Source organism: Chloroflexus sp. (assembly GCF_056331925.1).
On record NZ_JBWGQH010000022.1, the window covers coordinates 1 to 15212 of the forward strand.

Below are 15212 nucleotides of genomic sequence, written 5' to 3' on the forward strand. Positions count from 1 at the left end.
CAAAGCGGTCGTTGGCTGAGCCGGGGTTCCACGCTCGGCCCAGTTCGCCGATCTTTTGGCCGCTGCTGTTGTACTTGACGACGTGCGACGCCCCCGCGTCCACCACCCAGACGTTGCCGCTGCTGTCCTCGGCCACGTCGGTGATGCGTGCAAGGGCCGTGCCGGTATAGTCGATGACGCCCGCCTTGCCGATCTTGGTGAGGAAATTGCCGGAGGAGTCAAACTTGACCACGCGGTGGGCCACCAGGTCGGCGATCCAGACGTTGTTGCCCACCGTGCCAACGCCCTCCACCCAGTAGAAGTGGTCGTTGGTTTCAGTGAACGGCTCCTGGGTTACCCCGAACGTCTGCACATACCGGAACGATAGCCCCGGCTGGCCGAGGGGGAGGGAACTGGCACTTATCCCTTCGGCCGCGCTCAGGGCAAGCCCCGGCCCCTCTCCCGCAGTATGGACGAGGGGAGCGGGCAGCGGGCCGAAGGGCTTGCCCAACTCCGGTTCCCAGGGCGGGAGCGGTTGCGGAGGCGCCGGCCGCTCCGGCGGTCGGGGCGGCTGGGGTCCCTGGGCGGATACGGTCCAGGCCGCGAGGACGGCCAGGACAAGCACCAGAACCGATGCGACAGAGATTTTGGTTTTCATCTTGACCTCCTTTGTGTGATTTGAGATGGAACAGGCGTTTGTGTGCCCAACGGCGGAGTTAAGCTGCCCGTCCCGGACTTCGCACGACTGGCCCACCAACTTCCGTGCACGCACCCCCCACCACCGGCCGGGCAACTCGGGTCAGCTTCAACGCAGTGTTCGCGGCGGTTCCCATCCACGGTGCCGCAACGCCATGCTCCTGCGGCTGGCCCGGCGGACCTGGCCCGACCGGCCCATCCCCGTAGGCGGTGACCCGCGCCATCCCCGGCAAACACTACCCTGCCAGAGAGCCGCGAACGGCTTGCGCTTCAGCCGCGCCGAGCGCAGGAGGCATCGGCTGGAAGCGCATGTTAGCCAACCCTTTTTACCCGTTGCCAAAATAGTCCGAGTCAACTCGTTTGATCTGATAAGTTGTGACTGGCGTGACACCTACATCGTAGTCTATCATCAACTCGGCTAGACGTTTTCCGTCAATCAGCACAATCTTAGCATCAATACTCGATACATAGGCCGCAGCCTCTGCAGAAAATGATGAGGTCGTAATAAAGATCCCTTTCTTTGCTCGTTTCCCCATAAGCGCACCAACAAACTTTTGTATCTCAGGTCTCCCCACAACATTGTCCCATTTCTTGGCTTGTATATAGATGGTGTCAAGCCCAAGTCTATCTTCATCAATAATGCCATCTATCCCCTCGTCGCCTACTTGCCCTACTGCTCTTGCCGCATCACGACGCGAACCTCCGTATCCCATCTTGACAAGAAGCTCAACCACAAGGCGTTCAAAAAACGCAGGAGTGCTTTGGTTGACCAAAACCAACAATTCTTGAGCTAAATCGTTTCGTATTTCTTCATAGGCATCTTCAAGGGTTTCTTCTGGTGTTTTCTCTTCTTCATCGGCTCCTGTTGCTTTGGGTTTGCGACGCACCCCTTCGCGCTCTCGGAATTCAACATACTCAGGAAATTGCTCAAGAAATCTCATGTCGATTCGTGGTGGATTACTCGCCAGCACTTGCTTACCACGCTCAGTTATTCTGTAATATGAGCGGCGCGACATTTCAAGAAGCCCCGCTTTGGTCAAATAAGTTCTGGCCCAACCTGCTCGATTGTAAAAGATAGTCTGCTTGCCGCTAGGTAACAGCGTGTTTAACTCATCTTCGCTAAGAGAGAATTTCTCAGCAAGGGTGCTCATCAAATCCTGGATGGAGTGCTCTTGTCCATCACTAAAACAGTGCAAGAGTGGAAGCATGATCGTTTGGAAATCTGGTATTGGCATAATTCTCTCCAACGCGCTGGGGCTGGCTAACTAGTGGTTATGCGGACTTCCGTCTAATCTTTTGTAGATTACTCCTTCCGTCTAACCCCCCAAACCGCTTGGGATTTTAGACAGAATGAGTTAAAATCCAGTGAAAGCACTATACACACCCCCCTCTCAAAAGTCAAAACACTGTGGAACAAAAACCCCCACGCAAACTCCTCGACCAGGTCTCCGACGCCATCCGCCTTAATCACTACTCCTACCGCACCGAACAAACCTACAACGACTGGATCAAACGCTTCATCCTCTTTCACCACAAACGCCACCCCAAAGACATGGGCGCCGATGAAATTCAAGCCTTCATTACCTACCTCGCCGCGAAAAAAACCTCTCCGCTTCTACCCAAAATCAAGCCCTCTCCGCCATCCTCTTCCTCTACCGCCACGTCCTCCACCAGGAAATCGAATTCCCTACCGACATCATCCGCGCCGAAAATCCAAAACCCTTCTCACCGTCCTCACCCACGCCGAAGCCCTTGCCCGCAAATACCCTAACGCCTCCCGCGAACTCATCTGGCAATACCTTTTCCCTGCCAGCGGCCTCTCCAAAAACCCATCTCCCCTCACACCTTCCGCCATTCCTTCGCCACCCATCTGCTCCAGGCCGGCTACGACATCCGCACCACCCACCACTCCCTGAACGGCCGACCACCCGCCGCGCAGCGCCTGCGCAGCCCGCGAGCTTCCCAGCCATGAAGCCGGCCCCGCCCCAGCCGGCACCGTGACCACCACACACCGTCAACCGCCTGCACGAGGACGACCGGTGCGTCGCACCTACCTCCGAGCGTCTAGAATCTCCGTTCGACCATGCCCTCCCGCCACGATCTCCGGCAACCGCGCATCATCGTGTGCTGGCCGGTGACCGCGCGTCATCCAGGCGACACCGCGCGCAACGATCCGGCGGTGTGGCAGCGGTATGACGCCGCGAGTGGCGTCATACCGGTGAAGACCTCCCACCGTATGCCGTTGGCGTGGTCGTCGGCCGCCGGTGGTTTCCCCGGATCGCCCTGGACGACGAACGTTATGTCGCCCGACTCGCCCGTGACGGCGGGGAGCGGTTCCGTCCAGGCGGCGATGTTGCGACCTGCACCGCGCACCGCCTGCGCGCGTTCCTGGTTGTTGGCGGGCCTGCCGACCACCGTCAGCGACTAGCCCAGCGGATCAACTGTCCACGTGGCCCGTACTGTGGCGGTGATACCCGTCATCGCCGGCGTGCGCTGTCCTGGACAAAGGGAGCGACAAAGGCCGATGCCTCGTCGCTCCCTTCGCTTGGATCGGGGATGCATGTCAGGCGGAACGCATACTGCGTTTATCTCTGACGTGCATACCAGGCTCTAGGCAGGCTTGTTCGCGGCGAATGTTTGTGCCAAACGAACAAAAAACTGGAGTGACTCGGGATTGCGTAGCGAGTCGGGATTGGCTGCTTGTTCAACCGGGACCCCCAGCAAAATCTTCTTGATCGGCACTTCCAATTTCTTCCCACTGAGCGTAACCGGTACGGCATCAATCTGGAAAATGTCATCGGGGACGTGGCGGGGCGAGAGGTTCGTCCGAATCGTTTGCTTGATACGCTGTCGCAAATCATCATCGAGTGTGACCCCTTCACGCAACACCACAAACAGCGGCATATACGAACGTCCACCCAACCCTTCAAGATCGATCACTAGACTATCCAGAACTTCTGGGATGGTCTCGACCGCTCGATAAATCTCGCTGGTCCCGATCCGGATGCCTTGCCGATTGATTGTGCTATCGGAACGACCGTAAATGACAACCCCACCCCGCTCGTTAATGACAATCCAGTCGCCGTGCCGCCAGACCCCAGGGTATTGCTCGAAGTAGCTGGCTTTATAGCGGGTATAGTCGGGATCGTTCCAGAAATAGATCGGCATCGAAGGCATCGGGGCGGTGATAACCAATTCGCCCATTACCCCAATCACACTGTGACCGTCGGTGTCGTAAGCTTCCGCCTTGCACCCAAGGGTGCGACATTGAATCTCGCCACTGTAGACCGGCAAAAGGGGGCACCCACCGACAAACCCACTGCATACATCAGTTCCACCACTGTACGATACGAGCCAGACGTCGTGCTTGATGTGGTCGTAGACCCATTCAAACCCTTCCGGTGGCAAGGGGGAACCGGTTGAACCGATAGCTTTAATGGTCCTAAGATTAAACTGCGCTCTCGGTTCGAGGCCGCTCTTCATCAATGCAGTGATATAGCCGGCACTGGTACCGAAATAGCGCATCTTTGTCTGTTCGGCCAAACGCCACAGCACACCCATATCGGGGTAGGCCGGGCTGCCGTCGTAGAGAATGGGAACGGCGCCGATGAGCAACCCACCGATCAAGAAGTTCCACATCATCCAACCGGTGGTGGTGTACCAGAAGAACGTATCCCCCGGACGCATGTCGAAATGGAGATCGAGTGATTTGATGTGTTCGAGCAGAATCCCGCCTTGGCTATGCACAATCGGTTTGGGGAGACCGGTCGTGCCCGATGAATACAACACCCACAGCGGTTCGTTAAACTCAACCGGTGTAAAGTGTAGCTCGGCAGAGGTCTGTACCACCTCCTCCCATCGTACTACGGGTCCACGCAAACCGGCGAAATCGGTAGTTGGGTTAAGATACGCAATGCCAATCGTCAATTCAAGACTAGGCAGCGCTGCCTGAATTGCTGCTACTTCGGCACGTCGATCAAACGGTTTGCCGCCATACTGGTAACCATCAACCGCGATCAATACCTTAGGTGCAATCTGACTGAAACGGTCGATCACGCTTGGGCTACCGAAATCAGGTGAACAGCTCGACCAAATAGCGCCGAGGCTTGCCGTCGCCAGACAACCGATCAAGGCGTGGTGCGTATTCGGCACATACGCCACCACTCGATCACCCGGACCCACCCCGGCATTGCGTAGCGTCTGTGCGATAGCTGCCGTTTGTGCCTGTAGCTCAGCCCAGCTCAAGGGGGTTGGTGGCTGTCGTTCGGAAGCAACAATCACCGCCGGGCGGTCTGGTGTCGCATGACGAAAGACATGCTCGGCATAATTGAGCCGAGCACCAACAAACCAACGCGCTCCCGGCATCTCGCGGCTCGATAAAACCGTTGTGGAGGGGGTATACGCTTTAATGTGGTAATACTCCCACAATGCCGACCAGAATGTCTCTAATTCATTGACCGACCAGTGATACAGTCGATGATAATCGTCAAAATGCAAGCCGTAACGTTGCGCAAGCCAGTGCATAAAGGTGCGCATCGTGCAGTGATCGCGCAATTCAGTTGGTGGTTCCCACAATAAACGTGGTGCGGTGGTCATCATTGGCCTCCGTTAACGCTCCAATGCCCCTTCTCGTACCATAAACTGATAATCGCTCCCGCAAGCAACAGATGCTACGGATAGCGTACATAATCGACTAGCGCACGCACCTCCGGGCTAGGTGGAGGTGTATACCGGCTAACCAACCACGTTACCAAAAAGTTGACCGGCAAGCCAAAAATCCCGGCAGCCGAGCTTGAAATGCCCAAGATCGTCCAATCGGGGTTGATATAGCTGATCATCATGTACGCTACTGTCACCAAAAAGCCACCGATCATACCGGCCATTGCGCCATAACTATTAGTACGTCGCCAGAAAACACCCAACACCAACACCGGAAAGATGGTTGCAGCGGCAAATGAGAATGCCCACGCCACCAACTGTACAATAATGGTCAATCGCTGTAGTGCAGTCAAAGCGGCTAAAATCGCGACGACTAAAATCGCCAATCGGCCTAAGAGCAGGCGCTCGCGCGAACCGGCACGTGGATTCAACGCAAGATAGTAAATATCGTGGGCCACCGCCGATGCGATGACCATAAGCAACCCATCGGCGGTACTAAGCGCGGCGGCGATACCGCCTGCCGCGACCAGTGCCACGACGGTTGACGGCAATTCGGCAATCTCCGGAGTCGCCAAGACAACTAAATCTTGATCGATCCGTAGCTCGTTATATTGCAAGATACCGTCACCATTCCCCCCCATATCAGGATGATCGGCAATTGCCAGCAATCCGGTTGTCGCCCAACGATTTGCCCAATCGGGCAAGTTGGTAACCGGTTGCCCAACGACCGAGCTAAGGATCGCCCAACGCGAGAAGGCCGCATACGCCGGTGCGGTCAGGTAGAGGACGCAAATCCAGCCCAGTGCCCACGCAACGCTGCTACGACTATCGCGCACCGTCGGTACGGTATAGAAACGGGCCAGAATATGGGGCATCCCGGCTGTCCCTAGCATCAAGCAGAGGGTCAAAGCGAGATAATTCCAGATCGACCAGTCATTAAACGGCGTGATATAACTCGGTAAGCCCTGTACCTGCTCCAGTTGGGTAATGTTATCCAGCGCTGCACCATACATCACCTGCGGTAGCGCCACACCGGTCAATTTGTGCGACAACCACGTGACCGGCACCAGATACGCCACCACGAGAATAATTCCCTGCACACCCTGCGTCCAGGTAATCGCTTGCATCCCACCAAGGTAAGAGCAGAGCAAGACGGCGGCCAGTCCGACAATCACCCCAACCATGTAGTTCAACCCAAGAAAACGGCTCATAATAATGCCGATCCCGGTCACTTGGGCGGTAACATACGTAAAGCAGATAATAACGATGAGAACGGCAGCAATGACGCGCACCCCTGCTCCTGGATAGCGAGCACTAATAAAATCGACGAGGGTGTATTGACCAAACTTGCGAATATACGGCGCCAAGAGGAAGGCGAGCAAGACATAACCACCGGTCCAACCGGTAATGTACGCCAACCCCTCAAAGCCAAGCAGATAGAGCGCACCGGCCATACTGATGAACGATGCGGCACTCATCCAGTCCGAGCCGGTCGCCAATCCGTTCAGGATACCCGGCACCTTGCGTTCGGCGACATAGTACGCATCAAGCGTATCGGCCCGCGAACGAATACCAATGATCGCATACAAACCGATGGCCAACGCGAGAAAACTCCAGTCGATCAGAGCAGCAGGGATGTTCAAGAACGTCTCAAAGACGGTGAACAATGCTATCAACAACAATAATCCAACCGCAAATATGATATATCGTGTCAAGTAGCGTCGGTAGGTGGCTTGGTCTTCGGGAGTAGGTGGTGCATCCAACCCGTAGCGGCGATCGAGGAGGCGCATGCGCCAGTTGTAGACAATCGTCAACACTATAAAGCAGATCAGCGAACCTTGGGCACCCATATAGTACCCAAGCGGGAAGCCGGTCAGAATGCTAATCTGATTGAGCGGTGCTGCCAATACAATCGGCAAGACAAAACTCAACAACCAGATCACGAGCAGTGGGCCGACCAGTTGGAGGTTTTCTCGCCAGTAATGCGCTAACCATGGTGGGGCTGCCGGCCAACGCAGCGGTGGTGGATCCATCACGGTACGGCTCGTCAGTGGCGAAGACGGAAACCTTGGTGGCACGTTCCCTTGGACTTGGCGCATTGGTGGAAACAGGCGGTCAATGATAAACAGTGACACCGCCAATGCACCACCAACCACGAGAAAAAGCTGAAAAAGTCCGATCCAGAAACTTACATTCATGCTGTTTCTGCCATAATTGTGGGATCAACCGTTACCGTTGCCATCTGCGGTGCAATGGGTAAGGTAAAGATAAAGCGCGCACCCTTTCCGATCCCATCGCTTTCGGCCCAGATCTCACCACCTTGCGCATAAATAAGATGACGGGCAATTGCCAACCCGATCCCACTCCCACCACTATTCCGAGCACGTGATTTATCTACGCGATAAAATCGTTCAAACACATGCGGTAAATGCTCGGCAGCGATGCCGATACCGCTATCGATCACGGCAACCCGTACTTCGTGATCATCAACACGTACTTGGACCGTGACACTGCCACCTGCCGGGGTATAGCGATAAGCGTTGGCGAGAATATTGATCAACACTTGCGCCACCCGATCGGGATCGGCCCACACCTGCGGTACCTGCTCTGGCACATCAAGGACGAGGTTCACCTGATTACTACTGAACAACGGTTCAAACTGAGCAATTTGCGCCTCGATCACCGGTCGTAGATCGATAGCTCGCGCAATTACCGGTAATTGTCCGGCTTCAACCCGTGACAGCAACTCAAGGTCTTCGATCAAGCGTTGGAGACGGCGTGTTTCCCGTAAGATCAGATTAAACGTTGCCGGATTTGCTGACACCACCCCATCCACTAACCCTTCCATATAGCCGCCAATGGTCGCGAGCGGGGTCCGCAATTCGTGGGTCACATCGGCGAGCAGTGCCAACCGGCGACGCTCGGTTTGATCGAGCGCATCGGCCAACTGATTCACACTCTGCGCCAATTGGGCAATCTCGTCATCGGCATAAATGATCGTTCGTTCGCGGTAAAATCCCTGTGCCAACCGGCGACTGACCTGCGACAATGTTTGAATCGGTTCGACGATCCGTCGCGAGACAAATAGACTAACAACCACGGCAGCAGCAAGGGCGGCAAAGCCACTAATCAAGAGCGATTGCTGGATCACTGACTGAAATTGTTCTTGCAACGCATTGGTCGTACTGACCGTACCTGCACCGAGCTGCCCCGTTTCGGCTGCAGCAGCGCCAAGCGTCAACGGGGCAAAACCGGTTAGACCCAGATTAGCCAACACATTTGCAGTGACCAGGAGGACCACATACGCCATCAGCACAATAATCAGGTGGGAAACGAACAGCTTCCAGCGGAGTTGGTGTAGCCATTTCATGATCGTGCGCCGCCGACAAACTTATACCCTACGCCACGCACCGTCTGCACGAGCGGTGTACCGTGTTGGTCATCATCAAGTTTGCGCCGCAACGTCCCGATATGGACATCAACCACTCGATCAATACCGGCAAAATCGGGCCCCCACACCCGTTGCAGCAGCTCTTCTCGGGTAAACACCCGGCCCGGATAACTCGCCAACGTATAGAGGAGATCAAATTCACGCGGCGTCAGATCCACTCGTACCCCATTATGCTCCACCTCCCGACGTTCGGGATCGATCAGCAGACCGGCAAATTGCAAAACCGGGCGTTGATGAACGTCGAGCACACGGGCCGTGCGGTTACGGCGTAAAATAGCTTTAACCCGTGCCACCAGTTCGCGCGGGCTAAACGGCTTCGTCAAATAATCATCGGCCCCTACCGACAGACCGATCAGCTTATCGATCTCGTCGGCACGGGCCGTTAACATCAAAATATAGACGGTCGTTTCCCGGTTTAATTGCCGACAAACCTCGATCCCATCAAGACCGGGCAGCATGATGTCGAGAATCACCAGATCGGGTTTCACACTACGAGCCAAAGCCAACGCACTCGGCCCGTCAAACGCGCGATGCACGATAAACCCTTCATTGATAAGGTAACTACTTACCAAATCGACAATCGGTTGTTCATCATCAACCACCAGTATCGTCGCTGCTTCCATTGCAGCACTCCTGTCACTTCAATGGCGGTGGATGTCAACTGGAGAACGTGACACGGTTATATCGCTACGATCAACGTATGATGCCACTCCTTTGTGATACGGCATGATCCACCAATACGAGCTTCTCGCGATGCGGACCGGGGAAAGAAGAGACGATGGGCATGGTACAACTACTAACCTGGGCATTGCCCAAGAACTATCATGATGGAACCATACCCCACTCGTGCTGTGAAGTATACCACAACTTGCCCAACCGGTGCGTTACATAGCGGTTTCAGCCATCGCCAGCAACCGTTCCCATTGGGCAGGCGTCACCGGTACTACTGACAATCGTCCCTGACGCACGAGCGCAAAATCGGCGAAAAAAGGATCGGCCTTGATGGCGGCAAGTGTCACCGGACGGTTGAGCGGTTGTAGTGGCACTACATCAACCACAACCAAGCGGGGATCGTGTTGTTTGGGGTCGGGGTATGGATCGCTGACGATCTGTGCCAACCCAACCGCTTGGCGCTCATCGCCGGTATGGTAAATCAGAGCTATATCGCCTTGACGCATCGCACGCAGATGTTTGAGCGCGACAGCATTTTCGACACCATCCCACACCGTCTGGCCTTCGCGTACCAGATCGGCAAAGCTATACACCGATGGCTCCGTCTTAAGCAACCAGTAGTTCGGCATGCGGTCCTCCTATTGGCACAAATAGATGTGCAGTTACTCAAAAAAAGCGACGAAGGAGTACACGAATGTACTCCTCGATAACAATGCTAAGAAGATATACTAGGTATAGCCTAGGGACATAGGTATCGCTATATCCCCATCGGAGCAGTTACCGTTGCTTACGTTTCCGCTCGCGGCGCGCTTCACGACGACCGGTTGTCGCGACGGGTCGCGGTGTCGCAGGAGCGGCATTCGACGGCATCTGGCGTGGTGTTGGTGTACGGTTACGTGAATTACGCACCAGTTCGGGCAGCACACTGCGCATATAATAGACCACGTACCCACCTAAGATCAGCTCAACCACAAACTGAATGTAAAACCAGAAGCGTTGGTTAAACGTTGGTGTGTTGAGCATACGAGCCACACCGAGCGCAACGCCGAAACCACCGACGATCATCAGAGCGATCCCCAACTGGCGAAAGAAGGTTGCTCTCGCCATATTCCGCTCGGTGTGCAGCCAGATGAAGTAGGCGCCGCCCGCGACCAGCAGAATCTGGATAATAAAAAATGTCCAGGCATAGGAGCCAAATTCAGGACTAACGGTTACGAAGTATTCAAAAAACCCCATGTGACAAGCCTCTCTTCACGGTCGCAGAGCGTTTGTTGTGCCTGATGTTGGCGCGATTATAGCAGTGGCGACAATGATCGTCAACCCTGAACGTCATCGCAACTGCTAGGTATCTACGGCGTCCATTTCGCTAGACATATACAACAAAAGTATGTATAATGTGCAAAACGTCGCACAATTTGTGAGGGAGTACACTATGCCCTACCGCATTCGTCGCCGGGCCCATGATCTGATCTGGGTGGTGATGGAGGATCATCTACACTTGGCCGAAGCGGAACGGTATTATCACGAAATGTGGCGCTTGCTCGACCAGTGTCCCAAGCCAACCGATCTGTTAGTCGATGGTCGTCGTATCTCCGGCGCCGATCGGGGGGCGCGTCAGCGCACGGAAGCAATCGTGAACCATAAACATCTCGGACGGATCGCATTTATTGTTTCTGAGCAACATTTGCTCTTTTTTGCACCACTGGTACGCTTTGTGAGTGGGATCGGCTTGTTTGGTACCGAACAAGAGGCATTACGCTATTTGGGTACGGTCATGGAGTACGGTGATTAGGTAGAAATTTTTTGGGTAAATCATGTGCAAAACCTGTGCAAAATTGCACAGGTTTTGTTCTTTTTCTGTTCAGATTGTTTTTTCAGCGGTATGCTTGCATAATATACTCAGGTTATTATCTCTGATAGGAGGAGCGAGAATGCTATGAGCCAGCCGACAGAGTTTGTTATGGTGCTCGGCTTGCAGCGGTATAGCCAGGATTTCTTCCGCCGGGCTGAGGCCGAGGTGCGCAAAGAAATTCCCGACTTTCGCTTGCATATCTTTGAAGATCGTGATGTCACCGCACGACCTGCTGAGGTTGAAGCAGCAATTGCTCGCTGCCAGTGTTTGATCCTCTCGCTCATTACGCTCAACGAAACTGCCGAAGTCCTGATCCCGATGGTGGAACGACACGATCCACCGGTCGTCTTTTCGTTCGAGGGGCTACCGGAAGTGATGCGGCTCAATAAGGTTGGCTCGTACAACTTGAAGGCCGGTAAAGGCATGCCGAAACCGGTGCAGAATGTTGCCCGCTTGCTCGTGGGTGGCCGCGAGGAAGACGCCTTATACGGTTATGTCAAATTACAAAAAATTACCGCAAAGCTGATCAATTTCTTGCCCGGTAAGCGCCTCAACGATTTTCGCAACTGGACCAACGTCAATAACTACTGGACGCACCGCAGTATCGCCAACGCGGCGAATATGTTTAAGCTGATCTTACGTGAGTACAGCGGGATGACCCATCTGCGCGTTGATCCAGTAGTTGAGCTGCCGAATATGGGATTTGCCCATCCCGATGCACCAAAGCTGTTTGCCAGCCCGGCTGAATATGAGCGTTGGGAAAAAGAACGCAACCGTGCCCGCAAAGGGATGCCGGCGCCGCTCGGGACGGTGGCAGTGTTGTCGTTCCGCGCCCATATCCTTTCTGGGGCCGATTACCCCCACAAGATTGTACATGCCCTCGAAGCCGTCGGGCTGCGGGTACTGCCGGTTTTTGTGATGGGGATCGAGAGCCATATCGTGGTACGTGAGTGGCTGAGCCACATGCAGGTCGACCTGATTATCAATACAATGGGTTTTCCGCTGGTTGGTGGCCCCGCCGGTTCGACGAAGGCCGGTTTGACGACCGATGTTGCCCGCGAATTGCTCGGTAAACTCGATGTACCGTATATCGTCGCCCAACCACTGTTTGTCCAAGATGAAGACGATTGGCGCGAGCGCGGTGTGGGGCCATTGCAGAGCACCTTCCTCTATAGCTTGCCCGAAATGGACGGAGCGATTGCGCCGGTAGTGCTCGGTGGGATGCGTGGCAGTACGATCACAACGGTACCAGACCGTCTCGAACGGCTGGCCCGCATCGCGCGTGGCCTTGTCCGTCTGCGTAAGAAGGCCAACCGCGATAAAAAGGTGGCGATTATCGTCTATAACTATCCGCCCGGTCAAGGTAAAGTAGCCACCGCAGCCCTACTTGATGTGCCGGCCAGCCTGATCGCGATTCTCGACCGGTTGGCCGCCGAGGGGTATCAGGTTGGTCGTTATCCACGCGATCCGGAGACGTTCGCCCGCTGCCTCGAGGGTTTGGTGAGCGATCAGCCACTCCCACCCGGCCATCCGCCGGTGGTGATGGGGGTGAGCGCCGATCTACAGGATTTCTACCGCTGGCTGCGGCCCGCCGATCAAGAGCGGATCAATGCCCGTTGGGGCGCCTTCCCCGGCGATATTGCCCCGTTGGGGCGCGATAAGGTGCGCTTGGCCGGTACCCAGATCGGTAATGTCTTTATCGGTGTGCAGCCGGTGATCGGGATGCCCGGCGATCCAATGCGGTTGCTATTCGATAAGGAAAATACACCGCACCATCAGTATGCGCTCTTCTATCGCTATCTCAGTGAGGGTTTTGGTGCCGACGCGATCATCCATCTCGGCATGCACGGTACCGCCGAGTGGATGCCCGGTTTGCAACTCGGTCTCACCGATCGCTGCTGGCCTGATGTATTGCTCGGCGAGGTGCCTAACTTCTACGTCTATCCGATCAATAACCCGGCTGAAGCCAATATCGCCAAGCGGCGCGGCTACAGCACAATTATCGGTCATGCGATCCCACCCTACGGTCGGGCCGGTCTTTACCGTGAATTGCAGGCGTTGCAAGACTTGCTCGCCGAGTATCGTGAGCGACCGGCGTCGGTTGCCGATGATGATCAAAGCCCTGAGGCAATCGCGATTATGCAGAAGATTGCGCTGCTCAATCTTGACCACGACCTGGTGCGCCGGCCCGATGAGCCGTTTAGTCGGTTTGTATCACGTGCCTATGCCTACCTGCGCGATCTGGCAGCGACGATGATTACCGACCGGTTACACGTGCTGGGTAGCGCCCCACCACCCGAAGAGCAATTGACCCTGATTGTCGAGACGCTCAAGGTGCCGCGCGGCGAGTTGCCCGGTCTCGCCGATCTGTTCCTTACTGCACGTCATGCCACGGTGCGCTACGGTGAGTTGCTGAATCGGGCGCGACAGGGTGATGCGGAAGCCTTGGCTCTGCGCGACGAGATTGAAGAGCGGTGCGCCGATTTCGTCCGCCAGACCGTCTTTGGGCATCTGTCGCCCGAACAGGCTGCACACCGGTTTGGCTTGCCTGCCGGCAACGAGGTGCAGGGACTAATCCAGCACGGGCGGGCATTGCTAGCAGCGTTACGCGATAATACGCAAGAACTCGACTATCTCGTCCGTGGCTTGGCCGGACGCTATATTCCGGCAGCCCCTGGCGGTGACATTATCCGCGATGGGGTGACGGTATTACCCACCGGACGCAATATCCATAGCCTCGATCCCTTCCGTATCCCATCGGATAGCGCCTACGAACGCGGAGTGCGGATCGCTGAGGCGTTGATTGTGGCGCATCAGGCTGAAACCGGTCAATACCCAGAGACGATTGCGCAGGTGTTGTGGGGACTTGACGCGATCAAAACCAAGGGCGAATCGATTGGCATTGTCCTCGGTCTGATCGGTGCTCGCCCGATCAAAGATGGGCAAGGCAAGGTAGGTCGCTACGCGCTCATCCCGCTAGCCGAGCTAGGGCGCCCGCGCGTGGATGTGTTGATGACTGCCTCCGGTATTTTCCGCGACATCTTCGCCGGTACGATGGATATGCTCGACCGATTGGTACGAGAAGCGGCGGCAGCCGATGAGCCGGTTGAGATGAACTACATCCGCAAGCACGTGCAAGAGATAATGGCTGCCGGCAAGAGCTTTGATCAGGCGACGGCTCGTATCTTCACGCAGGCAGCCGGTACCTATGGCACTGATGTCGATGAGGCGATTGAGGGCAGTGCGTGGGAGCAGCGTGAAGAGCTAGAGGAGCTGTTCATCAAGCGTAACGCATATGCCTTTGGCGGTCGTCAGAATGGTGAAGCGCAACCTGAAGTCTTGCGTGCCCTCCTCGGCACAGTCAGTCGTGTCGCCCAAGAGATTGACAGTGTAGAGTATGGCTTAACCGACATGCAGCACTACTATGGCTATTCGGGCGCGTTGAAGGCGGCAGCCGAGCGAGCCACCGGTCAGCGCGTGCCACTCAACTTCGTCGAGAGCTTTACTGCCGAAACCAAGCTGCAAACGCTTGAGCAGACGTTGCGGGTGGAGTATCGTACCAAGTTCCTTAACCCGAAGTGGTACGAAGGGATGTTGCGCCACGGCCACAACGGCGCCGCCGAGATTGCCAGCCGCTTCACCTATATGCTTGGCTGGAGTGCCACAACCGACGCGGTTGACAAGTGGGTCTACGACGAAGCGGCCAAGACCTTCGTGCTCGACGATGCCATGCGCACCCGGATCGAGCAGCTCAATCCGGCGGCGGCGCGCAATATGGTAGGCCGCCTGCTCGAAGCCAACGCGCGCGGGATCTGGCAGACCGATGAGGAGACTCTGGAGCGGTTGCGCGAGTTGCACGCCGATCTCGAAGACCGCCTCGAGGGAGTGGCATAACGTTAGACG

11 protein-coding genes and 2 pseudogenes are annotated in these 15212 nt (G+C 55.8%); 5 read left to right on the forward strand and 8 right to left on the reverse strand.

Annotation, left to right across the window (positions count from 1 at the left end; all coding sequences use genetic code 11):
• Both AC01ZF_RS12200 and AC01ZF_RS12205 read right to left on the reverse strand, forming a co-directional pair.
• Positions 1-637: hypothetical protein (locus AC01ZF_RS12200; protein ID WP_476575382.1), on the reverse strand; the 637-nt coding region annotated here is incomplete at its 3' end.
• A gap of 364 nt (positions 638-1001) precedes the next feature.
• Positions 1002-1910, reverse strand: a complete 909-nt coding sequence (locus AC01ZF_RS12205; RefSeq protein WP_424677452.1) for a restriction endonuclease — start codon at positions 1908-1910, stop codon at positions 1002-1004.
• A gap of 173 nt (positions 1911-2083) precedes the next feature.
• Between AC01ZF_RS12205 and AC01ZF_RS12210 the strand changes: the two are divergent.
• From AC01ZF_RS12210 to AC01ZF_RS12220, 3 genes and pseudogenes are all read left to right on the forward strand, one after another.
• A pseudogene (locus AC01ZF_RS12210) lies at positions 2084-2254 on the forward strand (site-specific integrase); the annotation flags it as partial.
• A 26-nt stretch (positions 2255-2280) separates the two neighbouring features.
• Positions 2281-2343 (forward strand): annotated as a pseudogene (locus tag AC01ZF_RS12215) (hypothetical protein); the annotation flags it as partial.
• 163 nt (positions 2344-2506) lie between these two features.
• Positions 2507-2647 (forward strand): tyrosine-type recombinase/integrase, encoded by a 141-nt coding sequence (locus AC01ZF_RS12220; protein WP_424677457.1) that lies wholly within the window; start codon positions 2507-2509, stop codon positions 2645-2647.
• A gap of 638 nt (positions 2648-3285) precedes the next feature.
• Here AC01ZF_RS12220 and AC01ZF_RS12225 read toward each other — a convergent pair.
• From AC01ZF_RS12225 to AC01ZF_RS12250, 6 genes are all read right to left on the reverse strand, one after another.
• On the reverse strand, positions 3286-5274 hold the full coding sequence (locus tag AC01ZF_RS12225; protein ID WP_476575383.1) for an acetoacetate--CoA ligase: 1989 nt from the start codon (positions 5272-5274) through the stop codon (positions 3286-3288).
• Positions 5275-5345: 71 nt separating this feature from the next.
• Positions 5346-7532: a VC_2705 family sodium/solute symporter gene (locus AC01ZF_RS12230; protein ID WP_428132476.1), complete on the reverse strand. Its 2187-nt coding sequence runs from the start codon at positions 7530-7532 to the stop codon at positions 5346-5348.
• Complete coding sequence (locus tag AC01ZF_RS12235; RefSeq protein ID WP_424677454.1) at positions 7529-8704, reverse strand: sensor histidine kinase; 1176 nt, start codon at positions 8702-8704, stop codon at positions 7529-7531. Before AC01ZF_RS12235 ends, AC01ZF_RS12230 begins: the two co-directional genes overlap by 4 nt.
• Positions 8701-9408 carry a response regulator transcription factor gene (locus AC01ZF_RS12240; RefSeq protein WP_424677455.1) on the reverse strand — a complete coding sequence of 236 codons (708 nt, stop codon included), beginning with the start codon at positions 9406-9408 and terminating at the stop codon, positions 8701-8703. The genes AC01ZF_RS12235 and AC01ZF_RS12240 overlap by 4 nt, the downstream gene beginning before the upstream one ends.
• A gap of 261 nt (positions 9409-9669) precedes the next feature.
• Positions 9670-10086: an EVE domain-containing protein gene (locus AC01ZF_RS12245; protein ID WP_424677456.1), complete on the reverse strand. Its 417-nt coding sequence runs from the start codon at positions 10084-10086 to the stop codon at positions 9670-9672.
• A 148-nt stretch (positions 10087-10234) separates the two neighbouring features.
• Positions 10235-10693 carry a hypothetical protein gene (locus tag AC01ZF_RS12250; RefSeq protein ID WP_424676542.1) on the reverse strand — a complete coding sequence of 153 codons (459 nt, stop codon included), beginning with the start codon at positions 10691-10693 and terminating at the stop codon, positions 10235-10237.
• Between the two features lie 196 nt (positions 10694-10889).
• Here AC01ZF_RS12250 and AC01ZF_RS12255 point away from each other — a divergent pair, with 196 nt between their 5' ends.
• Positions 10890-11249, forward strand: a complete 360-nt coding sequence (locus AC01ZF_RS12255) for an STAS/SEC14 domain-containing protein (RefSeq protein WP_012615554.1) — start codon at positions 10890-10892, stop codon at positions 11247-11249.
• A 144-nt stretch (positions 11250-11393) separates the two neighbouring features.
• Positions 11394-15203: a magnesium chelatase subunit H gene (gene bchH / locus AC01ZF_RS12260; protein WP_428132474.1), complete on the forward strand. Its 3810-nt coding sequence runs from the start codon at positions 11394-11396 to the stop codon at positions 15201-15203.
• Positions 15204-15212 lie beyond the last annotated feature (9 nt).